The 24,655-nt window shown below is 64.8% G+C and carries 14 protein-coding genes; 7 read left to right on the top strand and 7 right to left on the bottom strand.

Annotation, left to right across the window (positions count from 1 at the left end; all coding sequences use genetic code 11):
* Nucleotides 1-7: 7 nt before the first annotated feature.
* Genes treS through treY form a run of 5 tightly spaced genes read left to right on the top strand, consistent with a single transcriptional unit; the run spans nt 8 to nt 12,059 of the window.
* Nucleotides 8-3,301, top strand: coding sequence for a maltose alpha-D-glucosyltransferase (treS, locus tag CV770_RS06800; RefSeq protein WP_104461756.1), 3,294 nt, complete (start codon nt 8-10; stop codon nt 3,299-3,301).
* Complete coding sequence (gene glgB / locus CV770_RS06795) at nt 3,294-5,441, top strand: 1,4-alpha-glucan branching protein GlgB (protein ID WP_165637527.1); 2,148 nt, start codon at nt 3,294-3,296, stop codon at nt 5,439-5,441. Before treS ends, glgB begins: the two co-directional genes overlap by 8 nt.
* A gap of 3 nt (nt 5,442-5,444) precedes the next feature.
* The gene (gene glgX, locus CV770_RS06790; protein WP_104461755.1) at nt 5,445-7,523 is read left to right on the top strand and encodes a glycogen debranching protein GlgX; all 2,079 of its coding nucleotides are present in this window, start codon (nt 5,445-5,447) and stop codon (nt 7,521-7,523) included.
* Entirely contained in the window at nt 7,520-9,271 is a 1,752-nt protein-coding gene (treZ, locus tag CV770_RS06785; RefSeq protein WP_104461754.1) for a malto-oligosyltrehalose trehalohydrolase, read from the top strand. Before glgX ends, treZ begins: the two co-directional genes overlap by 4 nt.
* Before the next feature lies 1 nt (nt 9,272).
* A complete protein-coding gene (gene treY / locus CV770_RS06780; RefSeq protein ID WP_104461753.1) occupies nt 9,273-12,059 on the top strand; it encodes a malto-oligosyltrehalose synthase in 2,787 nt (928 codons plus the stop codon).
* Between the two features lie 2 nt (nt 12,060-12,061).
* Here treY and CV770_RS06775 read toward each other — a convergent pair whose 3' ends face one another.
* Nucleotides 12,062-12,379: a polyhydroxyalkanoic acid system family protein gene (locus CV770_RS06775; RefSeq protein WP_028145680.1), complete on the bottom strand. Its 318-nt coding sequence runs from the start codon at nt 12,377-12,379 to the stop codon at nt 12,062-12,064.
* A 180-nt stretch (nt 12,380-12,559) separates the two neighbouring features.
* Here CV770_RS06775 and CV770_RS06770 point away from each other — a divergent pair, with 180 nt between their 5' ends.
* Entirely contained in the window at nt 12,560-12,724 is a 165-nt protein-coding gene (locus CV770_RS06770) for a DUF3309 family protein (protein ID WP_007595743.1), read from the top strand.
* A gap of 141 nt (nt 12,725-12,865) precedes the next feature.
* Here CV770_RS06770 and ligD read toward each other — a convergent pair whose 3' ends face one another.
* Nucleotides 12,866-15,553: a DNA ligase D gene (gene ligD, locus CV770_RS06765; RefSeq protein ID WP_104461752.1), complete on the bottom strand. Its 2,688-nt coding sequence runs from the start codon at nt 15,551-15,553 to the stop codon at nt 12,866-12,868.
* Between the two features lie 118 nt (nt 15,554-15,671).
* On the opposite strand from ligD, the gene ku reads away from it, so the two are divergent.
* A complete protein-coding gene (gene ku / locus CV770_RS06760) occupies nt 15,672-16,556 on the top strand; it encodes a non-homologous end joining protein Ku (RefSeq protein WP_104461751.1) in 885 nt (294 codons plus the stop codon).
* 137 nt (nt 16,557-16,693) lie between these two features.
* Here the strand turns inward: ku and CV770_RS06755 are convergent, their stop codons facing one another.
* From CV770_RS06755 to kdpA, 5 genes are read right to left on the bottom strand one after another with little or no spacing between them, the layout of a single operon-like run.
* A complete protein-coding gene (locus tag CV770_RS06755) occupies nt 16,694-17,383 on the bottom strand; it encodes a response regulator (protein ID WP_104461750.1) in 690 nt (229 codons plus the stop codon).
* Nucleotides 17,380-20,103 (bottom strand): DUF4118 domain-containing protein, encoded by a 2,724-nt coding sequence (locus CV770_RS06750; RefSeq protein WP_104461749.1) that lies wholly within the window; start codon nt 20,101-20,103, stop codon nt 17,380-17,382. Before CV770_RS06750 ends, CV770_RS06755 begins: the two co-directional genes overlap by 4 nt.
* A 40-nt stretch (nt 20,104-20,143) precedes the next feature.
* Nucleotides 20,144-20,749, bottom strand: a complete 606-nt coding sequence (locus CV770_RS06745) for a K(+)-transporting ATPase subunit C (RefSeq protein WP_104461748.1) — start codon at nt 20,747-20,749, stop codon at nt 20,144-20,146.
* A 57-nt stretch (nt 20,750-20,806) separates the two neighbouring features.
* Nucleotides 20,807-22,921, bottom strand: a complete 2,115-nt coding sequence (gene kdpB / locus CV770_RS06740) for a potassium-transporting ATPase subunit KdpB (protein WP_104461747.1) — start codon at nt 22,919-22,921, stop codon at nt 20,807-20,809.
* Nucleotides 22,922-22,939: 18 nt separating this feature from the next.
* A complete protein-coding gene (gene kdpA / locus CV770_RS06735; protein WP_104461746.1) occupies nt 22,940-24,643 on the bottom strand; it encodes a potassium-transporting ATPase subunit KdpA in 1,704 nt (567 codons plus the stop codon).
* Between the last annotated feature and the right edge of the window lie 12 nt (nt 24,644-24,655).

Raw genomic sequence — 24,655 nt, 5'->3', positions numbered from 1 at the left:
TCACGCCATGAATGTTCTGTCTTCCGTCGACACCAAGAAGCTTGAGGCTGCTGAGATCGTGGATGAGCTCTGGTACAAGGACGCCATTATCTATCAGCTCCACGTCAAGGCCTTCGCCGACAGCAACAATGACGGGATCGGCGATTTCGCCGGTCTGACCGAGAAGCTGCCCTATCTCCAGGAGCTCGGCGTCACCGCGCTGTGGCTGCTGCCGTTCTACCCCTCGCCCGGCCGCGACGACGGCTACGACATCGCCGACTATGGCTCGGTCAATCCCGATTTCGGGACCATGAAGGATTTCAAGCGCTTCATCCAGGAAGCGCAGAAGCGGGGCTTGCGCGTCATCACCGAGCTCGTCGTCAACCACACCTCGGACCAGCACAACTGGTTCAAGCGCGCGCGCCGCAGCCATCCGGGCTCCAGCGCCCGCAATTGGTATGTCTGGAGCGACACCGACCAGAAATACCAGGGCACGCGGATCATCTTCACCGACACCGAGAAGTCGAACTGGACCTGGGATCACGAGGCTGGCGCCTTCTACTGGCACCGCTTCTTCTCGCACCAGCCGGATCTCAATTTCGACAATCCGCGCGTGGTCAGCGCGCTGATCCAGGTGATGAAGCGCTGGCTGGACGCCGGCGTCGACGGCTTCCGGCTCGATGCCATTCCCTATCTGTGCGAGCGCGAGGGCACCTCGAACGAGAACCTTCCCGAGACGCATGCGATCATCAAGCGCCTGCGCCAGGAGCTGGATTCTTACTCCAAGGGCAAGCTGCTGCTCGCCGAGGCCAATCAATGGCCGGAGGACGTGCAGGAATATTTCGGCCGTGGCGACGAGTGCCACATGGCCTACCACTTCCCGCTGATGCCGCGCATCTACATGGCGATCGCGCAGGAGGACCGCTTTCCGATCACCGACATTCTGCGCCAGACGCCTGATATTCCGGCGAGCTGCCAATGGGCGCTGTTCCTGCGCAACCATGACGAACTCACGCTGGAGATGGTCACCGACGTCGAGCGCGACTATCTCTGGACCACCTACGCCAACGATCCCCGCGCCCGCATCAATGTCGGCATCCGCAGGCGCCTTGCGCCGCTGATGGACAATGACCGGCGCAAGATCGAGCTGATGAACTCGCTGCTGCTGTCCTTCCCCGGCACGCCGATCATCTATTACGGCGACGAGATCGGGATGGGCGACAACATCTATCTCGGCGACCGCAACGGCGTGCGGACGCCGATGCAGTGGAGCCCCGACCGCAACGGCGGCTTCTCGCGCTGTGACCCGGCCCGCCTCTACGCGCCGCTGATCATGGACCCCGTCTACGGCTACGAATCCGTGAATGTCGAAGCCCAGTCGCGCAGCCTGTCGTCGCTGCTCAGCGCCACCAAGCGGCTGATCTCGGTGCGCAAGTCGACGCTCGCTTTCGGCCGCGGCACCATGACCTTCATTCGCCCGGCCAATCGCGCCGTGCTCGCCTATGTCCGCCAATACCGCGACGAGGTGATCCTCTGCGTCGCCAATTTGTCGCGCGCCGCGCAAGCGACCGAGCTCGACCTGTCGCCCTGGAAGGACCGGATCCCGCAGGAGATGCTCGGCCGCACCCGCTTCCCCGCGATCGGCGAACTGCCCTACATGATCACGCTGGGGCCCTACGGCTTCTACTGGTTCCAGCTCCAGGAGCGCGACAAGTCCGAGCCGGTGACGCCGCGCGCGGTGCCGGAGTTCGAGACGCTGGTAGTGCCGGTGAACTCGAACTGGGTGTCGCTCGCCCGCGAGCGCGGCGTGTTCGAGCGCGACGTGCTGCCGGGATTCTTGTCACGGACGCGGTGGTATCCCGAGCACAATCCCAAGCAGATCAAGACCACGCTGACCTCGGCGGTGCCGTTCTGCGACATCGGCGACAACAGGCCCTGGATCGCCTTTTTCGAGAAGGCCGACCAGGACGCCGCGTCGCGCTACGTGCTGCCGATGCAGATCGAGTGGGTGCGCTTCGACCGCGAGCGCTTCAACCCGAAGGCACTCGCCGCCGTGCGCCAGGGCGCGCGCGAAGGCACGCTGCTCGACGTGGCGACCGATCAGATCTTCATTGGCCTGTTCCTGCGCAACCTGTCGCAGAATTTGGTGGTGGAAGAGAACAATCTGCGGCTGGAGTTCAAGGCGACCAGCCGCTTCGCCGATTACACCATCAAGGAGCCCGAACGCATCCGCGCGATCGAGCAATCGAACAGCACCGCGCTGGTCGACAACCAGTACGTCGCCAAGCTCTATCGCCAGCTCGAAAGCGGCATCAATCCCGAGATCGAGATCGGCCATTATCTCACCGAGGTTGCGCGCTTTGCCAATACGCCGGCGTTGCTCGGCAGCGTCGAGCTGGTCGAAGGCAATCAGCGCAGCACGCTCGGCGTGCTCCATGCCTATGTCGAGAACCAGGGTGACGGCTGGACCGTGACCACGGGTTATCTCGATCGCTATATTGACGAGCAACGCGTGTTGTCGGCAGGCGAAGCGCCGCGCGAGACCCAGGAGCAAGCGCCTTATCTGCACTTCATCGCGCAGATCGGCCGGCGGCTCGGCGAGTTGCATGTCGCCCTTGCGGCGGCAAAGCCGGACGATCTCGCCCCGGAGCCGATCAGCCCTGCGCACGTCAAACGCCTCGTGTCCGACCTCAAGGCGCGGGCCGAGCGGGTTTTCGAACGGCTGGCCGACAGCCGCGACGGCCTGCGGGAGGCGGATCGGCCGCTGATCGACCGGCTCGCCGCCGTGCGCGCGTCCCTGCCCGACCACCTGAACGCGCTATTGCCTTCCGGGATCGGCGGGCTGAACATCCGTCATCATGGCGACTTCCGCCTCGGGCAGACTCTGATCGTGAAGGACGATATCTTCATCATCGACTTCGACGGCGATCCGCGTCTGCCGCTGGCCGACAAGCGGCGCAAGGCGCCGGCCGCGCGCGACGTCGCCCGCCTGATCCGCTCGATCGATCTTTCGGTTAACGCGGCGCTGAGCCGTGCGCTCACGGGTGCTGCCGACGAGCAGGGCCGGATCACCGCCGCGCTCGACGAATGGCGCGAGCGAACCGCCGCGACCTTCCTGTCCGCCTATCGCGAGGCCGTGACCGATCGACGGCTATGGCCGGAGGATCGGCAATCCGCGGAAGGCCTGTTAAGGTTTTTCCTGCTTGATCAAGCCTTCGATGAAGTAGAGTACGAGCTGTCCAACCGGCCTGAGGGGCTCCATGCGCCGCTGACCGGACTGCTTCGCATTCTGTCCAGTGCCGGGAGCGAAGCCCATGCCTAAATTGCCTGCCGAGGCCTATGCGATCATCGAGGGCCGCCACTCCGACCCCTTTCACTATCTCGGACGGCATCCCGAGGGCGATAAAAGCGTGGTGCGCGCTTTTCTCCCCGAGGCCTCAAATGTCGAGGCAGTCGGCGAGCATGGCGAAGTCGCTCCGCTGGACCGCGTGCACGATTCCGGCCTGTTCATCGGGGCCCTGCCCAATGGCTCGAAGCATTATCAGCTGCGCGCAAAGTTCGGCGGCAACGTCGTCGAGTTCGAGGACGCCTACCGCTTTCCGCCGATCCTGACCGATTTCGACCTCTATTTGCTCGGCGAAGGCACCGATCAGCGCCTCTACGACAAGCTCGGGGCGCATCCGATGCGGCTCGAGGGCATCGACGGCATCGGCTTCGTGGTACTGGCGCCGAACGCACGCCGCGTTTCCGTGGTCGGCGATTTCAATTTCTGGGACGGACGGCGCCATCCGATGCGGGTGCGCGGCGCCGGGTATTGGGAATTGTTCATTCCGCATGCCAAAGCCGGCGATCACTACAAGTTCGAGATCATCGGCCCGCACGGCCATCTGCTTCCGCTGAAATCAGACCCGATGGCCTTTGCCAGCGAAGTGCGGCCGAAGACGGCCTCTATCGTGTTCGACGAGGCGGATCTGGCGCGTCCGCGCCCGGCGCCCGACGGCATCAACGCGCTGTCGGCGCCGATGTCGATCTACGAGGTTCATCTCGGCTCGTGGCGTCGCAAGAACGGCGATGAATGGCTGACCTATCGCGAGCTGGCCGAACAGTTGCCGGCCTATGCCCGCGACATGGGCTTCACCCATCTCGAATTCCTGCCCGTAAGCGAGCATCCCTTCGATGGCTCCTGGGGCTATCAGCCGACCGGCCTCTATGCGCCGACCAGCCGCTTCGGCACGCCGGAGGATTTTGCCGCCCTCGTCGATGCCTGCCACCGCGAAGGCGTCGGCGTGCTGCTCGATTGGGTGCCCGGTCACTTCCCCGACGATCCGCACGGGCTCGGCAGTTTCGACGGCACCGCGCTGTACGAGCACGCCAACCCGCTCCAGGGCCGCCACCTCGACTGGGGCACCTTGATCTACAATTACGGCCGCACCGAAGTGACGAACTTCCTGGTGTCGAACGCGCTGTTCTGGATGGAGCGTTATGCCATTGACGGCTTACGCGTCGATGCCGTCGCGTCCATGCTCTATCTCGACTACAGCCGGCCGCCCGGCGCCTGGATCCCGAACCAATATGGCGGCCGCGAAAACATCGAGGCCATCAACTTCCTGCGCCGCTTCAACACGGAAGTCTTCGCGCGCTTCCCGCAGGCGACTACGGCGGCCGAGGAGTCCACCGCCTGGCCGCAGGTCTCGCGCCCGGTCGAATTCGGCGGGCTCGGCTTCGGCTACAAGTGGAACATGGGCTGGATGCACGACACGCTGAACTACATCAGCAAGGATCCGATCCATCGCAAGCACCACCACGGCGACATCCTGTTCGGCCTGCACTACGCCTTCTCGGAAAACTTCATCCTGCCGCTCTCGCATGACGAGGTCGTGCACGGCAAGCGCTCGATCCTCGGCCGCATGCCCGGCGACGAGTGGCAGCGCTTTGCGAACTTACGCGCCTATTACAGCTTCATGTTCGGCCATCCCGGCAAGAAGCTGTTGTTCATGGGCGCGGAAATCGCCCAAAGCCGCGAATGGAATCACGACCAGTCGCTCGACTGGCACCTGCTCGAATACAAGTATCATTCCGGCATCCAGGAGTTGATCCGCGACCTCAACCGGCTCTACCGCGCGGTGCCGGCGCTGCACCAGATGGACTGCGACCAGGCCGGCTTTGAATGGCTGATCACGGATGACGCCAACCGCAACGTGTTCGCTTGGCTGCGCAAGGGATTCGACGAGCAGGCGCGGTGTCTCGTCATCATCAACTTCTCTCCCAATGTCTATCGCAACTATCGCGTTCGCGTGCCCTTTGCCGGCAAGTGGAAGGAAGTGTTCAATTCGGACTCCGCCCATTATGGCGGCAGCAATGTCGGGAACATCGGTGAGGTTCATGCCGTTGGAGGCAAGGCGCCCGAGCTGCGCCTCACCATTCCGCCGCTCGCCGCGATCTTCCTCGTTCCGGAAAGCTGACACATGCGCCTGACTGCTGGATCGCCTGCACGCCTCGGCGCAAGCTGGGACGGACGCGGCACCAATTTCGCGCTGTTCTCGGCGAACGCACAGAAGGTGGAACTCTGCCTGTTCGACGCGCAAGGCCGCCGCGAGCTCGAGCGCATCGAGCTGCCTGAAAGAACCGAGGATGTCTGGCACGGCTATCTGAACGACGTCTCGCCGGGTCAGCTCTACGGCTATCGCGTGCACGGCCCCTACGAGCCCGAGCACGGCCACCGCTTCAATGCGAACAAGCTGCTGCTCGATCCCTATGCCAAGCGGCTCGCGGGACGCCTGGTCTGGAGCGATGCGCATTTCGCCTATCGCACCGGGAGCCCGCGCGAGGATCTGTCCTTCGACCGGCGCGACAACGCCCGCGGCATGCCAAAGGCCGTCGTGGTCGATGAGACCTTCAACTGGGGCCGCCGCGAGATTCGTCCCAACATCCCCTGGGAAGACACCGTCATCTACGAGGCTCACGTCAAGGGTTTGACGCAGAAGCGCGACGACGTGCCGCCGAACCTGCGCGGCACCTATGGCGGGCTGTCCTCGCCGGCGATGATCGAGCACCTGAAGAAGCTCGGCGTCACCACGGTCGAGCTGCTGCCGGTGCACAGCTTCGTCGATGACCGCATCCTGGTGGAGAAGAAGCTCGCCAATTACTGGGGCTACAACTCGCTCTCCTTCTTCGCGCCGGAGCTGCGCTACGCCCAGGACAATGCGCTCGACTCCTTCCGCACCACGGTGGCGCGCCTGCACGATGCCGGGATCGAGGTGATGCTCGACGTCGTCTACAACCATACCGCCGAAGGCAACCATCTCGGCCCGACGCTGTGCTACCGCGGCATCGACAACGCCTCCTATTACTGGCTCAACCGCGAGAACCCGCGCTATTACGACGACTTCACCGGCTGCGGCTCGTCGGTGAATCTCACCCATCCGCGCGTGCTGCAGATGGTGATGGATTCCTTGCGCTACTGGGTCGAGGTCTGCCACGTCGACGGCTTCCGCTTCGACCTTGCCACCACGCTCGCGCGCGGACCGAACGGTTATGATCGCGGCATCTCGTTCCTGACCGCGATCCGGCAGGATCCGGTGCTGGCGACGGTCAAGCTCGTCGCCGAACCCTGGGACCTCGGCCTCGGCGGTTACCAGGTCGGCGCATTCCCCTCGCAATGGTCGGAATGGAATGATCGCTATCGCAGCGCCATGCGCCGCTACTGGAGCGGCGAAGGCAGCCTGATCGGCGACATCTCCAGCCGGATGACGGCATCCTCCGACCTGTTCAACCATGACGGACGACGGCCGCGCGCCAGCATCAATCACATCACCGTCCACGACGGCTTCACGCTCGCCGACCTCTTCAGCTACAACGAGAAGCACAACGAGGCCAACGGCGAGGACAACCGCGACGGCTCCAACGACAACCACAGCAACAATTGCGGTGTCGAGGGTCCGACCGACGATCCTGATATCATCGGCCTGCGCCGCCAGCTTCGCAAGAACGTGCTGGCCTGCCTGATGCTGGCGCAAGGCGTTCCGCTGATCCTCGCCGGCGACGAGGTCGGCAACTCGCAATCCGGCAACAACAACGCCTATTGCCAGGACAACGAGATCGGCTGGGTCGGCTGGGACAATCTCGGTAAAGAGGGCGACGACATGGTCGATTTCGTCGGCCATCTCGCCGACATCCGCCGCCGGTTCTCGCAGCTTCGCAGCCATCGCTGGCTCGACGGCCGCCCCGCCGACGGCGTGTCGTACGGCGCATTGTGGCTGACACCTGCGGGTGACGAAATGACGGAGAACGACTGGAAATTCCCGGAGGGAAGATTCCTCTCCTATGTGATGGGCCCGGTGGAACCGGGTGGGGCCGCGATCTTTATCGTACTGAACGCCGCCCCCGAAGAGATCGCATTCAAATTGCCCAAAATGACCGAATACAAGAGCTGGCAGCAGATCTTGAACACGACCGATGCCAAGCTGAATACCGTCGAGTTCCCGCCCGGGAGCGATAGCAAGGCGCCGCCGCGCTCCGTGCTCGCCTTCGCGGGGGCGCTATGAGGCCATCCTTCGGGGCGAGGCCGACGAAGGACGGCGCGTCGTTCCGCCTGTGGGCGCCTGGCGCGCGCCGTGTCGACCTCCTGCTCGACCGAAGACACGCGATGCAGCGCCGGCAGGATGGTTGGTACGTGGCCGAGATTTCCGGCCTCACCGCCGGCAGTCCCTACAAGTTCAGGATCGACGACGAGATCGAGGTGCCCGATCCGGCTTCGGCCTTCCAGCCCGAGGATGTGTTCGGGCCGAGCGAGGTGATCGATCACGACACCTTTTCGTGGCGTGCGCGCGATTGGCGCGGCCGGCCCTGGGAAGAGACGGTGCTGATCGAGACCCATGTCGGCACCTTCACCTCTGAAGGCACCTATCGCGCCATGATCGACAAGCTCGATCATCTCGTCGCAACCGGCATCACCGCGCTGGAATTGATGCCGCTCGCCGATTTCGCCGGGCGCCGCGGCTGGGGCTATGACGGCGTGCTGTGGTACGCGCCCGACAGCGCCTATGGCCGGCCCGAAGACCTGAAGACGCTGATCGACGAAGCGCATCTGCGCGGGCTGATGGTGTTCCTCGACGTCGTCTACAATCATTTCGGGCCCGAGGGGAATTATCTCGGCCGCTATGCGCCGACCTTCTTCACCGACGCACACACGCCCTGGGGCAGTGCGATCGACTATCGCGTGCCGCAGGTGCGCGCATTCGCGGTCGAGAACGCGCTGTCCTGGCTCAGCGACTACCGTTTCGACGGCCTGAGGCTGGATGCCGCCAATCACATCATGGCAATCCCCGGCGAGCAGTCGATGCTGCAGGACCTCAGCGTCGCCGCCGGCGAGCTTGCCAAGGCCACGGGGCGGCACATCCATCTCGTGCTGGAGAACGGCGACAATCGCGCCAGCCTGCTCGACGCGGCGCAGGAGCCGCCGAACGGCAAATATCGGGGACAGTGGAACGACGATTATCACCACGTCTGGCACGTGATGCTGACCGGCGAGCTCGCCGGATACTACGCGGATTATCAGACGCCGCGGCTCGATCTCGCCCACGCGCTGGCCTCCGGCTTCGTCTACCAGGGCGAGGTTTCGGAGTTCTGGGGCAAGAAGCCGCGCGGCGAGCCGAGCGGCAAGCTGCCGCCGGCGACCTTCGTCAATTTCCTGCAAAACCACGACCAGATCGGCAACCGTCCGCTCGGCGACCGGCTCGAGAGCCTGGCATCATCGCAGCAGATCGAAGCGGCGCTTGCAGTGACCCTGCTCGCGCCGATGGTGCCGATGCTGTTTCAGGGCGAGGAATGGGGCTCCACGGCGCCTTTTCCGTTCTTCTGCGATTTCCACGGCGAACTGGCGGATGCTGTCCGCAAGGGACGTAAGCAGGAATATGCCTGGGCTTACGAGAAGTACGGCGACGAGGTGCCCGACCCGCTCGATCCGGCAACGTTGCAATCGGCCGTGCTCGACTGGACCGGCCGCACGCCGCAGCAGGACGCGCGGCTCGCGCTGGTCCGGGAGCTGCTCGCGCTTCGCCGCAAGGAGATCATGCCGCGGCTGAGGGGCGCGAGCTTCGGCGAGGCCGAGGCGGCCGACAGCGGCCTGCTCACCGCGCATTGGCGCATGGGCGACGGCACCGTGCTGCGCCTGACCGCCAACCTGTCGGACCACGAGATCGTCTCCAATGTCAGCGCGGGTACGCCGATCTGGGGCGGCGAGACCGGCGACCGGCTTCCGCCCTGGTCGGTGGTCTGGCGCCTCGGAGGTTAGGATGCCTCCCGCCATTCCGCTCGCGACCTACCGGCTTCAGCTCACCGCGGATTTCGACTTCGACAAGGCCGCCGCGGTGGTGCCCTATCTGAAAGCGCTGGGGATCACGCATCTTTATGCCTCGCCGGTGATGAAGGCGCGCAAGGGCTCGACCCATGGCTACGACACCGTCGATCACAGCCAGTTCAGTCCGGAGCTTGGCGGCGAGGCCGGCTTCGCCCGGCTGAGCGAGGCGCTGACCAAGCATGACCTCGGCCTCATCATCGACTTCGTGCCCAACCATGTCGGCGTGCATTTCGCCGACAATCCCTGGTGGCTCGACGTGCTGGAATGGGGTCAGGCTTCGCCCCACGCGGTCTCCTTCGACATCGACTGGGATCAGCTCGCCTACCGCGCCCGCGGCGGCGTGCTGCTGCCCATCCTCGGCGCGTCCTATGGCGAGGCGCTCGAAGGCGGCGACATCGAGCTGCGCTACGATCCTGATGAGGGCAGTCTTTCCGCCTGGTATTTCGAGCATCGCCTACCCGTCGCGCCGGAGCGCTATGGCGAGATGCTGCGCATGATCGTGAAGGAAGCGGATGCCGCCGAGACGGAGGCCGGCAAACGCCTGCTCTCGCTCGCGGAGCGCTATACCGGATTGCGCCGTCCCAACCGCAAGGAGGCACCGGCATTCAAGGCCGAGCTCAGGGAGATCCCTGGTGCCGCCGAAATCATCGCACGCGGCCTTGCCGCCTATCGTGCCGCCAAGGACCGTCCCGCGCAGACGCTGGCGCTGCATCATCTGCTCGAACGCCAGCACTACAAGCTCGGGCACTGGCGGCTCGCCTCCAGCGATATCAACTATCGCCGCTTCTTCGACGTCAACGGGCTCGCCGGTCTGCGCGTCGAGGACGCGAGCACCTTCGCCGCCACGCACCGGCTGGTGAAGCAGCTCATCGCCAGCGGCAAGCTGCAGGGCATCCGGCTCGATCACATCGACGGCCTGCGCGATCCCGCGCAATATTGCCAGCGGCTGCGCCGGCTGGTGCGCGACGCGCAAGGAAATACAAAGCCGTTCTATACCGTGATCGAGAAGATCCTGTGCGAGCACGAACGCCTGCCGCACCTCGCCGGCGTTCAGGGCACCACCGGCTATGAATGGATGAACGTCATCACCCATGCGCTGGTCGAGGCCGGGGGACTGGCGGCGCTGGACGAGACCTGGCGGCAGGTCAGCAACCGGCCGCCGCGGCTTGCGCCTTACGTCAAGGACGCCAAGCGGCGCGTGCTGGAGACGCTGCTCACCAGCGAGTTCACCGTGCTGACCCGCCTGCTCGCGCGCATCGCCAACGGGCATTACTCGACGCGCGATTTCTCCGCCGACAGCCTGCGGCAGGCGCTGGAACTCTATGTGCTGCATTTCCCGGTGTACCGCACCTATCTGACCAACAGCGGCCCGACGGCGCCCGACCGCAAGCTGATCGATGACACCATCGCGCGCGCCCGCGCGGAATGGTTCGCCGCGGACGAAGGCATCTTCGACTTCCTGCGCGACGCGCTGACCATGGACCTGCTCAAGCCTGGCCGCCCTCCGCACAGCGCCCCGCGCGTGCGTCGTTTCGCGCTGAAGGTGCAGCAATTCACCGGGCCGATGATGGCGAAGTCGCTGGAGGACACCGCGTTCTATCAATTCCACCGACTGCTCGCGCTGAACGAGGTCGGCGGCGATCCCGCCAGCACCGGGCTCACGATTTCCGCCTTCCACGAGACCATGCAGGCCCGCGCCAGGGAATGGCCGCTGGGAATGACGGCGACCGCCACCCACGACACCAAGCGCGGCGAGGACGCCCGCGCGCGCATCGCGGCGATCAGCGAAATTCCCGGCGAATGGACCAGCGCGGTGGCGCGCTGGAAGGTGTTGAACGCGCCGCACCTCACGCTCCACGGCAATTACCGCGCGCCGTCGGCGACGTTCGAATACATGCTCTACCAGACCCTGCTCGGAGCCTGGCCGCTGCAGGGACCGGTCGATGCCGGCTTCGTCGAGCGCATCCAGGCCTATGCGCTGAAGGCCGCGCGCGAGGGCAAGGAAGAGACGAGCTGGCTCAACCCGCATGAAGCCTATGAGAACGGCTTCAAGAGCTTCATCGACAAGATCCTCGATCCCGCACTATCCAGTGAATTCCTGGATTCACTGCAAACGCTGGCCCGGCGCCTGGCCCTGCTCGGCGCCTTGAATTCTCTGAGCCAGCTCACCCTCAAGGCGACGCTGCCCGGCGTGCCCGACTTCTACCAGGGCACCGAGTTCTGGGACCTGTCACTGGTCGACCCCGACAACCGTCGCCCGGTCGATTTTGGCGCGCGGCACGCGGCGCTGAGTTCACTGGACGATCCGGATTGGCGTGGCCTGACCAAGAGCTGGCCCGACGGCCTGATCAAGCTGGCCTGGACACGGCGTCTTCTCAAACTGCGCAATGAACTCGCCGACGTCTTCGCTCAAGGCGACTATCAGCCGCTGGCGGTGCGCGGCGCACATGCCGACCATGTCATTGCCTTCGCCCGCCGCGATGGCCGCGCTGCGGCGATCGTCGTGGTCGGGCGCCAGTTCGCGCCGTTCACCCAAGCGGGCCGGGAATGGCCCGCGCTGGCAGGATTTGACGCGGCCGTCGATATCACAGGCTATAGCGCGACGGGCCATGAGGGTCACGAACTGCCGGTCACGCAGGCTTTCCGTGAATTTCCCGCCGCTGTCATCGAGGCCCGCACGGCAAGCGCCATCAGGCCGGCGCGCCCGCGCGTGCGCGCCTGAAGCTACTTTCCGTCGTCCTTGGTCAGCAGCAACTGCCCGCGCTTCCTGATCGTGGCCTGCGCCATCTCGGCAAAGCGCTGCAGCAGCCAAGGCAGCACCACCTGGACCTTGACATGGTCTTCGGCGACGTCGACCTGACCCGTCGCGATCTGCCCGAGCGCGCGAATGCGAAACGCCATGCTGTCGCCGGTCCAGCGCTCCTCCTCGACCTGCATCACGGGAATGCTGGCTGCCGCCCGGCCGAGCCCGGTCTTGAGCCGGCGGACCGCCTCCTCGCGGCCGAGATGATGCGGAATTGAAACGACAAGCGGTGCTGACATGGCCTTGCCCCGTGATGATCGATCCTCACATAGTCATGCCGGACGAAGCGGCAAAGGTTCCATGCAACTTGGACCTGTAGCCCTGTTTCAAAACCGGAACTTAAAAACCTGCGGCAAGTTGCCCTCGCACAAGGGGACAGGTGCAAACGACCCTTTCATTGAAGGGCTGAGGAGATTCGCATGTCAATCGGTACGATCATTCTGATCATTCTGGTCATCGCCCTGCTTGGCGGCTTCAGCGGCATCGGCGGCGGCCCGTTCTACGGCACCGGCTATTACGGCGGCGGCGGCCTCGGACTGGTCATCGTCATCCTGTTGATCCTGCTGCTGCTGGGACGGATCTAGGAAGAGGACTCGTAGGGTGGGCAAAGGCGCTCTTGCGCCGTGCCCACCTATTCGTCGTAATGAAAAAGATTCGTTACAACGAAAAAAACGTGGGCACGCTTCGCTTTGCCCACCCTACGGGCGCGGTGCCCGGAGCGCGACCTACTTCTTCTTCCCCGCAAGCTTCTTCATGGCCGCCTTGATCGACGCGGCCGCATCGTCATAGTCCTCCCACGCCTTTGACCGCGGCAGCAGGCCCGGCACGGTCCGCAGCGTATAACGCTTGGGATCGAGATCGCTCTTCACCTGCGCCCAGGTGACGGGCATCGAGACCGTGGCACCGGCCCGCGCCCGCGGCGACAACGGGGCCACCGCCGTCGACATCCGGTCGTTGCGCAGATAATCGAGGAAGATCTTCCCCTTGCGCAGCTTCTTCGACATGTTGAGCAGATAGCGCTCTGGATCGTCGTCGGCCATCCACTGGCAGACGCCTTGCGCGAAGGCCTTGGCTTCCTTCCAGCTCACCTTGTCGCGCGCGCCGTGAAGCAGCGGCACCACCACATGCAGGCCCTTGCCGCCCGTGGTTTTGCAGAAGCTCTCCATACCGACGTCGGCCAGCCGCTGCCGCATCTCCTTGGCGGCCTCGACGACACCGGCGAACTCCACATCCGGCGCCGGATCGAGATCGAACACCAGCCGGCCCGGCGTATCATAGGCATCAGGTGCGCAATTCCAGGGATGCAACTCGACACCGCCGATCTGCGCGACGGCGGCCAGCCCTTCGACGCGATCGATCTGCAAATACGGTTTGCGATCGCCTGAGACCTTGGCCAGTTCGAGCAAATTCGAGGTGCCCTGCATCGCATGACGCTGGAAGAACGTCTCGCCGCCGATGCCGTCGGGCGCACGCACGATCGAGCACGGGCGCCCTTTCAGATGTTCGATCATCCAGTCGCCGACCGCCTCGAAGTAGCGCGCGAGATCGAGCTTCGTTGCGCCCTCGCCGTCACCGCCGTCGGGCCACAGCTTCTTGTCCGGCTTGGAGATGACGACGCCCATCACCTCGGCGGTGCCGGTGTCCTTCGATCGCTTGGCTGTCTTCGCCGCGCGCTTGCTGGGCGTGGGCTCGGCGAGCTCGGTGTCGACGGGCGTCTCCGCCTCGATTTCCTCGGCGGGCTTGTCCTGCCGCAAGCCCTTGAACGCGGCCTGGCGGATATTGCCGTCGGCGGTGAAGCCGGCGAACTCGATCTCGGCCACGAGTTCCGGCTTCAACCAGTGAACCTCGCGGCTCTTCTTCGGCGCGTTCTTGCCGCCGAAGGGGCTCTCCTTGGCCTCCATGGCCTTCAGGGACGGCATGATGCGCTTGACCGTGTCGGCGCCGAAGCCGGTGCCGACCATGCCGACGAAGACGAGATGATCGCCGCGATGCACGCCGGCCATCAGCGAGCGGAATTTGCCGTTGGTGGTCTTGTAGCCGCCGATCACCACCTCATGGCCGGCGCGGCACTTCGCCTTGGTCCAGCTCTCGGTGCGGCCGGAGCGATAGGGCGCGTCCAGCTTCTTCGACACCACGCCCTCCAGCTCGAGCTTGCAGGCCGATTGCAGCACCGCATCGCCGCCGCTCTCGAAATGCTCGACATAGCGGATCTGAGCCGATTTCCGCTTGCGCGCTCCCAGCAGCTGCTTCAGCCGCGCCTTGCGCTCGCCGAGCGGCAGACGCCGAAAATCGAGATCCTCCGCGAACAGGAGGTCAAAGGCAAAGAAGATCAGCTCTTCGGTCTTGCCGTCCGACAGCGCGGCCTGAAGCGAGGAGAAATTCGGCGCACCGTCGTGATCGAGCGCCACGATCTCCCCGTCGATCATCACGTCCGGCAGCGCCCCGGCTTCCTTCGCGATCGACGCAAACCTGTCGGTCCAGTCGAGGCCCTTGCGCGTCTTCAGCGTCGCCTTGCCGTCCTCGACCCGGAGCTGCACGCGGTAGCCGTCGAATTTGATCTCGTGGCACCAGCCCTCGCCGCCCGGCGGCCGCTCGACCGACGTGCAGAGCTGCGGCGGCACGAAATCCGGTATCTCGGTGACCTTCTTGCCACTGGTGGCAGTTGTGGCCTTCTTCTTCGCCGCCCCGCTCTTAGAGATCTTGCCGCCCTTCAACGCCGTGCGCGGCGCCGGCTTGACCGTCTGGCCTTTCGCTTCCTCGGCCCGGTTGGATTGCCAGACCGCGTCGGCCTTGGTCTTGGCACCCTTGGCCAGCATGAACGGTTTTGGCGCGCGCCCCTTGCCCTCGGCGATCTGCTCCATCGCACGGCCGGAGGCGACGGATTTGTCCTCATCGAGAATGTCGTTCCTGGCCCCTTCGCGGACAAATTCGTCGCGATGCTTGATCAAGAGCCAGTTGGTGCGCTTGCCGCCGGTACGGTCGTTGCGCATGCGGACCAGGACCCAGCTTCCGTGCAACTTGTCCCCATGCAGGGTGAATTTCAGATCGCCCTTCTTGAAGCCGCGCTCGGGATCTTCCGACTCCCAGGTGCCGCGATCCCACAGCATCACCGTGCCGCCGCCGTACTGCCCCTCCGGAATCGTGCCTTCGAAATCGCCATAGTCGAGCGGATGGTCTTCCACCTCGACCGCCAGCCGCTTGTCGTGCGGATCGAGCGAGGGACCCTTGGTCACCGCCCAGGACTTGAACACGCCGTCGAATTCGAGCCGCAAATCGTAATGCAGCCGGCTTGCATCGTGCTTCTGGATCACAAAGCGCCGCTGCTTCGACGGCGTCACCACGGTCTTGCCCGACGGCTCCGGCGTTTTCTCGAAATCACGTTTCTGTCGATAGGTGGAGAGTTTTTGCAGCACGACCGGTCCCGCTTCTCTTTCGGGGATTCAAGCCTATCACGGCCAAAGTCCCATCCGGAACCAAAACCCCGCGGGGCGGTTGGGGTTCCAAAACGCCTTGAAAACGCTGGAGAATGGAATGGCCCCGCGCGCCTATTGGAAGGGAACGTTGAAGCTCTCGCTGGTCAGCTGCCCGGTCGTGCTTTATCCGGCGACCACGGCGGCCGAGAAGACGCGGTTTCACCTGATCAACCGCGAGACCGGCAACCGGCTCAAGCAGCAGATGATCGATGCCGAGACCGGCGATGTCGTCGAGAGCGACCAGAAGGGCCGCGGCTACGAGCTGCGCAAGGGCAAATATGTCGAGATCGAGCCGGAGGAGCTCGAGGCGGTCCAGATCGAGAGCAACCATACCATCGACATCGAGAGCTTCGTGCCGAGCGAGGAGATCGACCAGCGTTACCTCAACCATCCCTATTACCTGGCACCCGACGGCAAGGCCGCGGTCGACGCGTTCGCGGTGATCCGCGACGCCATGAAGGACCAGGAGCGTGTGGCGCTCGCCAAGATCGTGCTCACCAACCGCGAGCACATCATGGCGATCGAGCCGCTCGGCAAGGGCCTGCTCGGCACCACGCTGCGCTTTCCTTACGAGCTGCGCGACGAGGACCAGTTCTTCGACGACATCAAGAGCCCGAAGATCACCAAGGACATGGTCGAGCTCGCCGGCCACATCCTCCAGACCAAGGCCGCCCATTTCGACCCCGGCAAGTTCAAGGACGAGTACGAGAACGCGCTGAAGGCGCTGGTGAAACGCAAGGCCAGCGGCAAGAAGATCGAGCTGCCGGAACCCGAGGAGCGCCCCAGCAACGTCGTCAGCCTGATGGACGCGCTGAAGCAGAGCCTGAAAGGACGTGGCGGGAAAAAGACGGCTGCGAAGTCGCATGCCCGCCGTGCCACGGGGCGGCAACGGCCTGCGAAGAAGGCGCATCGTTCGACGGCGCGACATCGGAAGGCGGGTTAACTGCTTGCGCAGCACTCGATATCGTAGGGTGGGCAAAGGCGCAACGCGCCGTGCCCACCAACTTTCCATGATCGCGAAAGATCGTGGGCACGCTTCGCTTTGCCCACCCTACAGCTCCTCAGGATGAGGATCGACAGCTAATCCCCCGCCTTCAACCGATACCCGATCCCCGTCTCGGTCAGCACATATTGCGGCCGTTCCGGATCGGCTTCGATCTTCTGGCGGAGCTGGCGGACATAGACTCGCAAATATTGCGCATCGGTCAATTCGTCCCAGAGCTCCCTCAGCAGGAAGCGGTGGGTGAGCACCTTGCCGGCGTGCTGCACCAGGACGCGCAGAAGGTCGTATTCTTTCGGCGACAGCTTCACATCACGTTCGCCGACCTTGACGATGCGGCGGACGAGATCGACCGAGAGATCGCCGGCGCGGAACACCGGGCGCTCGCCCTGGACCTGGAGCTGATGCCGCAGCGCAGCGCGCAGGCGTGCCAGGAGCTCGTCCATGCCGAACGGCTTGGTGAGATAATCGTCGGCGCCGAGATCGAGCGCCTGTACCTTGCCGGCTTCGTCGCCGCGGCTCGACAGCACCACGATCGGCACGCCTTCGTTGCGGGCACGGATGGTGCGCAGCAATTCGTGCCCCTGCACGTCGGGCAGGCCGAGATCGAGGATGATCAGCGCCGGCTCCTCAACGAGCTTCTCCAGTGCGATCTTGCCGTTCGACGCTTCCAGGATCTCATAGCCTTGCGTCGTCAGCCCCATCCGCAGCAATTTGCGGATCGGCGGCTCGTCGTCGATGACCAGGACCTTGATCGGGGCAGCGCTCATGCGGCGGTATCCAATGCGCGGCTCTCTGCCGGAACGGGAAGACGGATGGTGAGGACAGCGCCACTGCGGTCGCTGCGGTTGGCGGCCGAGATCGTGCCGCGCATTGCCTCGACGAAGCCGCGCGAGATGGCGAGCCCGAGCCCGGTGCCGGGTCGGACATGATCGCCTTTCTGCACGCGGTAGAACTTGTCGAACACGCTCTCGAGCTCATCAGGCGGGATGCCGCCCCCCTCGTCCGCGATCTCGAGCACGACATGATCGCTGTCGCGCCGGCTGCGGATCGAGATGGTGGTCTCGGGCGGCGAATATTTGGCGGCGTTGTCGAGCAGGTTGAACAGCACCTGCTCGAACAGCACCGCATCGAGCTGCAGCATCGGCAGATCGGCGGCCAGCACGAGATCGACCTCGTGCGCGGTGAGAATCTTGGCTGCGCGCCGCAGCGCGCTGCCCACGATCTCACTGAGGTCGTGTAGCGCCGCGTTGGGTACGACGGCACCCGATTCGAGCTTGGTCATGTCGAGCAGATTGGCGATGAAGCGGTTCAGCCGCTCGGATTCGTCGATCACGGTCGCGAGCAGGTCGCGCTTCTCGGTGTCGGAGAGGGCGCTGGCGAGATCGCGCATGGTCGAGGCCGCCCCCAGCACCGAGGCGAGCGGCGTCTTCAAATCGTGCGAGATCGAGGTCAACAGCGCCGAGCGCAGCCGCTCGGACTCGACGGTGCGCTTGACACGGTCCATGTCCTCGACCAGCAGCACGCGCTCGATCGCCAGCGCGCCCTGATCGACCAGCGCGTCGAGCAGGCGGCGCTGGTCCGGTGTCAGCAGCGGACCGGTGCGGTCATCGTCGATGCCGATGACGCCGATCGGGCCGCGCCCGGTGCGCATCGGCAGGAACAGCCGTTTTGCACCCGGCAGCGTATCCGAGCCGCGGCCGGCGGGGCGGTCGTTGCTCCAGGCCCAGTTGGCGGCGGCAAGATCGGCCTGATCGAGCTCGTCCTCGGGCGGATAGCCGGATTTCACCGTGAGCAGGCCTTCTTCCGGCAGCAGCAACACCACCCGGACTTTCAGCATCAACGCGATCTGGTAGGCCGTCGCCCACAGCACGTCGTCGAGCGTCGCGGTGCCGGCGAGCTTGCGGCTGAAAGCGTAGAGCTGCTCGTTCATCCTGATCCGGCCGATGGCGGCATCGGCCTGGGTGCGCACGCGCGCCGCGACATTGGCGACGATCATCGCCACCACCATGAACAGCACGAAGGCGGCGACGTTGGTCGGGTCGGTGATCGTGAAGGTGTGGATCGGCGGCAGGAAGAAGAAATTGTAACAGAGCGAGGCTGCGACAGTCGCCAGCAGCGACGGCCATAGTCCGTAGCGGACCGCGACCGCCACCACCGCCGTCAGCAGCACGAGGTCGACGTTCTCGATGCCGAACCGCGGCTGAATCAGTTCGGCGGCGCCAAGGCCGATCAGCACGATGCCGAGAGCCTTCAGATATGGCAACGGATTGAACGGCTCGGACCGCACGGCGGTCTGCACCGCCGTCTTGGGCGCCGCTTCGCCCGGCAGCTCGTCGCCGGCGATGACATGAACCGTGATGTTGCCGGCGCGGCGCACCAAATCGTGCACGACGGAGCCGCGTGTCATCTCGAACCAGCGCGAGCGGGTCGACTTGCCGATCACGATCTGGGTGACGTTGTTGCCTTGCGCGAAGTTGACGACGTCGTCGGCGATGCGGCGACCGACCGCGGGAATGGTCAACGCCTCGCCGCCGAGCGATTCCGCGAGCCGCAGCGTATCGGCCAGCCGGTCGCGCTGCTCGTCGGACAATTGCAGCGATCGCCGCGTCTCGATCGAAACCGCGGTGAATGGCGCATGCAGCCGGTCCGCCAGCCGCTTGGTGTAGCGGACGAGACCGGCCGCGCGCGGATCCTCGCTGACGCAGACGAGGATGCGCTCGCCCGCAGCCCAGGGCCCGGGAATCGCATTGGCCTGCATGTGGTTGAGGAGCTGCTCGTCGACCCGCTCCGCGGTGCGGCGCAAAGCGAGCTCGCGCAACGCCGTCAGGTTCCCCGGCGAGAAATAATGCTCCAGCGCCCGCTCGGCCTGCTTGGGCACATAAACCTTGCCCTCCTTCAGGCGCTGGATCAAATCGTCGGGCGTGAGGTCGATCAGTTCGATCGCGTCGGCGCGATCGAACACCGAATCCGGCACGGTCTCGCGCACCCTGACATGGGTGATCTGGGCGACGACGTCGTTCAGGCTCTCGATGTGCTGGATGTTGACGGCGGTGTAGACGTCGATGCCGTGGGACAGCAACTCCTCGACGTCGAGATAGCGCTTGGGATGGCGACTGCCGGCCGCGTTGGTGTGGGCGAGCTCGTCGACCAAAGCGATCTGCGGCCGACGCGCGATCACCGCATCGAGGTCCATCTCCTCGACGATCTGCCCGCGATAGTCCAGCCGCTTTCGCGGGACCATCTCGAGCCCGCGCACCAGCGCCTCGGTCTCGGCGCGGCCGTGGGTCTCGACGAAGCCGACCACGACGTCGATGCCGGACTTGCGCTTGGCGTGGGCGCTTTGCAGCATCTCATAGGTCTTGCCGACGCCGGGAGCGGCGCCGACGAAGATCTTCAGCTTGCCGCTCGCGCTCCCTTCCCGCCGCGCTGCTTCCAGCAGCGCCTCGGGCGACGGACGTTGTTCGGGATCGCGGCGCTCTCGGACCATTTTGCCAATATAATCATCTGCCTGACGCGAGCCTAGACCGCTACCTGGCGGCGGCGCGATCCAGCAAGAGATTCAGTGCCAGAACGTTAACCCTGGGTTCGCCAATCAGGCCGAGCAAGGGGCCTTCGGTGTTGGCGGTCACGATCTGCTTGACCTGATCCTCCGGCATATTCCGCGCCTTGGCCACGCGCGGCACCTGGAATTGCGCCGCTTCCGGCGAGATATCAGGATCGAGGCCGCTGGCCGACGTCGTCACCAGGTCGACCGGCACGGCAGCGTTCGGATTCTCAGCCTTGAGCTTGTCTACAACTTCCCTGAGCCGGTCGGCCAGCGCCTTGCTGGTCGGGCCGAGATTGGAGCCACCGGAATTGGCGGCATTGTAGGGCGCGGGCACCGTCTTGGTCGAATCATTGGGGTCCGGCGCAACCGTCGCCGAGGGACGGCCGTGGAAGTATTTGTCGTCCCTGAACTCCTGCCCGATCAGGGCGGAGCCGATCACCTTGCCGTCCTTCTCGATCAGGCTGCCTTGGGCCTGCGCCGGGAAGAGCGCGCCGGCGATGGCCGTCATCGCCAGCGGATAGGCAAGGCCGGTGATGGCGGTGAGCACCAGCAAGAGGACGATGGCGGGGCGGATTTCTCTGAGCATGTTGGTCTCCTAAGTCTTCGTCGTTGCGCGCGGTGCCTTGCGCCGCGCGCCGACGGTTCAAGCCAGGTGCAAGGCGGTCACAACGAGGTCGATCGCCTTGATACCGATGAAGGGAATGACGATGCCGCCAAGGCCGTAGATCAACAGATTGCGCCGGAGCAGCGCACCGGCACCGACCGCGCGATAGGCGACGCCCTTCAGCGCCAGCGGAATCAGCGCGATGATGATCAATGCGTTGAAGATGATCGCCGACAGGATGGCGCTCTGCGGGCTCGACAGGTTCATGACGTTGAGCACATTGAGCTGGGGATAGAATGCCAAAAACATTGCCGGGATGATCGCAAAGTACTTGGCGACGTCGTTGGCGATCGAGAACGTCGTCAGCGCACCGCGCGTCATCAGGAGCTGCTTGCCGATCTCGACCACCTCGATCAGCTTGGTCGGGTTGGAATCGAGGTCGACCATGTTGCCGGCTTCGCGGGCGGCTTGCGTGCCGGTGTTCATGGCGACACCGACGTCCGCCTGTGCCAGCGCCGGCGCATCGTTGGTGCCGTCGCCGCACATCGCAACCAGCTTGCCCTTGGCCTGCTCGTCGCGGATCAGCTTGAGCTTGTCTTCGGGGGTGGCTTGCGCCAGGAAGTCGTCGACCCCTGCCTCCGCTGCGATGGCAGCCGCCGTCATCGGGTTATCGCCGGTGATCATGATGGTGCGAATGCCCATGCGGCGCAGCTCGGCAAAACGCTCGCGGATACCGCCCTTGACGATGTCCTTGAGCTGGATGACACCGAGCAGCTTGCCATCCTTCGCGACCGCCAGCGGCGTGCCGCCGGCCTTCGAGATATCGTCGGCAATGGCCTGGATCTCGCGAGCGAGGTCCGAGAGCCCGGCGGGCTGAATGGCACGCGCGGTGTTGCCGGAGGCAACGGCCAACGGCGCACCGCCACCGACATAATTCAGCATGGCATCGACCGCGCCCTTGCGCACCGACGAGCCACCGGCATCGACGCCGCTCATGCGGGTCTGCGCCGTGAACGGGATGAAGGTGGCGCCAAGCTCCGCCATGTCGCGGCCACGGATGCCGTATTTCTCCTTTGCCAGCACCACGATGGAACGGCCCTCGGGCGTCTCGTCGGCGAGCGAGGCGAGCTGGGCTGCGTCGGCGAGCTCCTGCTCGGACACGCCGCGCACCGGGCGGAACGCGGTCGCCTGCCGGTTGCCGAGAGTGATGGTGCCGGTCTTGTCCAGCAGCAGCGTGTCGACGTCGCCGGCGGCCTCGACGGCGCGGCCAGACATTGCCAGCACGTTGAAGCGCACCAGGCGGTCCATGCCGGCAATGCCGATCGCCGACAACAGCGCGCCGATCGTGGTCGGGATCAGCGTCACGAACAGTGCGACCAGCACGATCACCGAGATCGAGCCGCCGGCATAGGCCGCATAGCTCGGAATGGTGACGGTTGCGAACACGAAGATGATGGTGAGACCGGCGAGCAGGATATTGAGCGCGATCTCATTCGGCGTCTTCTGCCGCTCAGCGCCTTCGACCAGCTTGATCATGCGATCGATGAAGGTCGAGCCCTGGGCGGCGGTGATGCGGACGCGGATCCAGTCGGACAGCACCTGCGTGCCGCCTGTTACCGCCGACCGGTCGCCGCCGGATTCGCGGATGACAGGCGCGGACTCACCGGTGATGGCGGCCTCGTTGACGGAGGCGACGCCCTCGATCACCTCGCCGTCGGACGGAATGGTGTCGCCGGCCTCGACCAGCACGATGTCGCCGACCTTCAGGCTCGTGCCCGGCACCATCTTGAAGGCCCGGCCCGCGCCGGTCAGGAGCTTGGCCTGGCTCTCGGTGCGGGTCTTGCGCAGCGATTCTGCCTGCGCCTTGCCGCGGCCTTCGGCCACCGCTTCGGCGAAATTGGCAAACAGCACCGTGAACCAGAGCCAGACGATGATCTGGAAGGTGAAGCCGAGGCCTGCGCCGCCGGTGACGACGTCGCGCAGGAAGATCACCGTCGTCAGCGCGGCCACGACCTCGACCACGAACATCACGGGGTTCTTCACCATCAGCCGCGGATCGAGCTTGGTGAAGGAGGCGCGGATCGCGGGCATCACGATCCCTGGGTCGAGCATTGCCGAGACGGCAGCACGTTTTTGCAGTTTCATCGTATCCATGGAGGTCACTCCAGACAATCAGAAGAGGTTGCCGGCGTTCATCGCCAGATGTTCGACGATCGGGCCGAGCGCGAGCGCCGGGAAGAAGGTCAGGCCGCCCATGATCAGGATGACGCCGACGACGAGGCCGACGAACAGCCCCCCCGTGGTCGGGAACGTGCCCGTGGACGGCGGGATCGACTTCTTCTCCGCGAGCGATCCCGCGATGGCCATGGCCGGGACGATCATGAAGAAGCGGCCGACGAACATCGCGCTTGCGAGCGTCAGGTTGTAGAAGAAGGTGTTGCCGGTGAGGCCTGCGAAGGCCGAGCCGTTGTTGCCGGTCGCAGAGGTGAAGGCGTAGAGCACTTCGGTGAAGCCGTGCGGTCCGGCATTCGCCATCGAGGCGACGGCCGCAGGATAGACCACGCCGACGGCGGTCCAGCCGAGAATCATCAGCGGCAGCACCAGGATGGCCAGCATCGCCATCTTGACCTCGCGCGCCTCGATCTTCTTGCCGACATATTCCGGGGTGCGGCCGACCATCAGTCCGGCGACGAAGATCGCTAGGATGACGAACAGCAGCATGCCGTACATGCCGGCGCCGACGCCGCCGACGATGATTTCGCCGAGCTCGATGTTGATCAGCGGGATCATGCCGCCGAGCGCGGTGAAGCTGTCATGCATGGCGTTGACGGCACCGCACGAGGCAGCCGTGGTGACGACGGCGAACAGCGAGGACGCCACGATGCCGAAGCGGACCTCCTTGCCCTCCATGTTGCCGCCGGTCAGGCCCAGCGCATGGAGCATCGAGGTTCCGTTCGCTTCCGCCCAATAGGTGATGGCGACGCCTGCGACGAACAGCACGCCCATCACGGACAGGATCGCCCAGCCCTGGCGCTGGTTGCCGACCATACGGCCGAACACGTTGGTCATCGCGGCGCCAAGTGCGAAGATCGAAAGCATCTGCACGAAATTCGACAGCGCAGTCGGATTTTCGAACGGGTGCGCCGCGTTGGCGTTGAAGAACCCACCGCCATTGGTGCCGAGCATCTTGATCGCCACCTGGGAAGCGACCGGGCCGACCGCAATGGTCTGCCTGGCGCCCTCGAGCGTGGTCGCCTCGATATACGGGCCGAGCGTCTGCGGCATGCCCTGCCAGACCAGGAACAGCGTGTAGACCACGCAGATCGGCAGCAGCACGTAGAGCGTGCAACGGGTGACGTCGACCCAGAAATTGCCAACCGTGCGCATCGAGGCGCGCGAGAAGCCGCGGATCAGGGCCATCGCCAGCGCGATGCCGGTTGCCGCCGACAGGAAGTTCTGGGGCGTCAGGCCTAGCATCTGCACGAGATAGGACAGCGTGCTCTCGCCGCCGTAGTTCTGCCAGTTGGTGTTGGTGATGAAGGAGACCGCGGTGTTGAAGGAGAGATCCTCGGCGACCGCGCCCTGCCCGGCCGGATTGAAGGGCAATACGGCCTGAAGCCGCATCACGCCGTAGATGATGAGGAAGCCGCCAACATGGAACAGCAACATGGCGACCGTGTAGGTCAGCCAATGCTGCTCGCGCTTCTCGTCGACGCCGGAAATCCAGTACACGCCGGCCTCGATCGGGCGCAGCACCGGCGACAGGAACGTCCGCTCGCCGCCGAACACCCGCGTCATGTACCAGCCGAGCGGCTTGGTCAGCGCGACGATGATGGCGCAAAACAGAATGATCTGGAGCCAACCGATCACAGTCATGGAATCAACCCT

Source organism: Bradyrhizobium sp. AC87j1 (genome assembly GCF_002936975.1).
Lineage (GTDB): Bacteria > Pseudomonadota > Alphaproteobacteria > Rhizobiales > Xanthobacteraceae > Bradyrhizobium > Bradyrhizobium shewense.
This window is presented reverse-complemented; position numbering and strand designations above follow the sequence as displayed.

Bases quoted from the DNA above. Each gene is read 5' to 3' on its own strand.
- treY (WP_104461753.1), top strand. From the start codon at position 9,273: ATGCCTCCCGCCATTCCGCTCGCGACCTACCGGCTTCAGCTCACCGCG.
- treS (WP_104461756.1), top strand. From the start codon at position 8: ATGAATGTTCTGTCTTCCGTCGACACCAAGAAGCTTGAGGCTGCTGAG.
- treZ (WP_104461754.1), top strand. From the start codon at position 7,520: ATGAGGCCATCCTTCGGGGCGAGGCCGACGAAGGACGGCGCGTCGTTC.
- kdpB (WP_104461747.1), bottom strand. From the start codon at position 22,921: ATGGATACGATGAAACTGCAAAAACGTGCTGCCGTCTCGGCAATGCTC.
- kdpA (WP_104461746.1), bottom strand. From the start codon at position 24,643: ATGACTGTGATCGGTTGGCTCCAGATCATTCTGTTTTGCGCCATCATC.
- glgX (WP_104461755.1), top strand. From the start codon at position 5,445: ATGCGCCTGACTGCTGGATCGCCTGCACGCCTCGGCGCAAGCTGGGAC.
- CV770_RS06745 (WP_104461748.1), bottom strand. From the start codon at position 20,749: ATGCTCAGAGAAATCCGCCCCGCCATCGTCCTCTTGCTGGTGCTCACC.
- CV770_RS06755 (WP_104461750.1), bottom strand. From the start codon at position 17,383: ATGAGCGCTGCCCCGATCAAGGTCCTGGTCATCGACGACGAGCCGCCG.
- CV770_RS06775 (WP_028145680.1), bottom strand. From the start codon at position 12,379: ATGTCAGCACCGCTTGTCGTTTCAATTCCGCATCATCTCGGCCGCGAG.
- CV770_RS06750 (WP_104461749.1), bottom strand. From the start codon at position 20,103: ATGGTCCGAGAGCGCCGCGATCCCGAACAACGTCCGTCGCCCGAGGCG.
- CV770_RS06770 (WP_007595743.1), top strand. From the start codon at position 12,560: ATGTCAATCGGTACGATCATTCTGATCATTCTGGTCATCGCCCTGCTT.
- ku (WP_104461751.1), top strand. From the start codon at position 15,672: ATGGCCCCGCGCGCCTATTGGAAGGGAACGTTGAAGCTCTCGCTGGTC.
- glgB (WP_165637527.1), top strand. From the start codon at position 3,294: ATGCCTAAATTGCCTGCCGAGGCCTATGCGATCATCGAGGGCCGCCAC.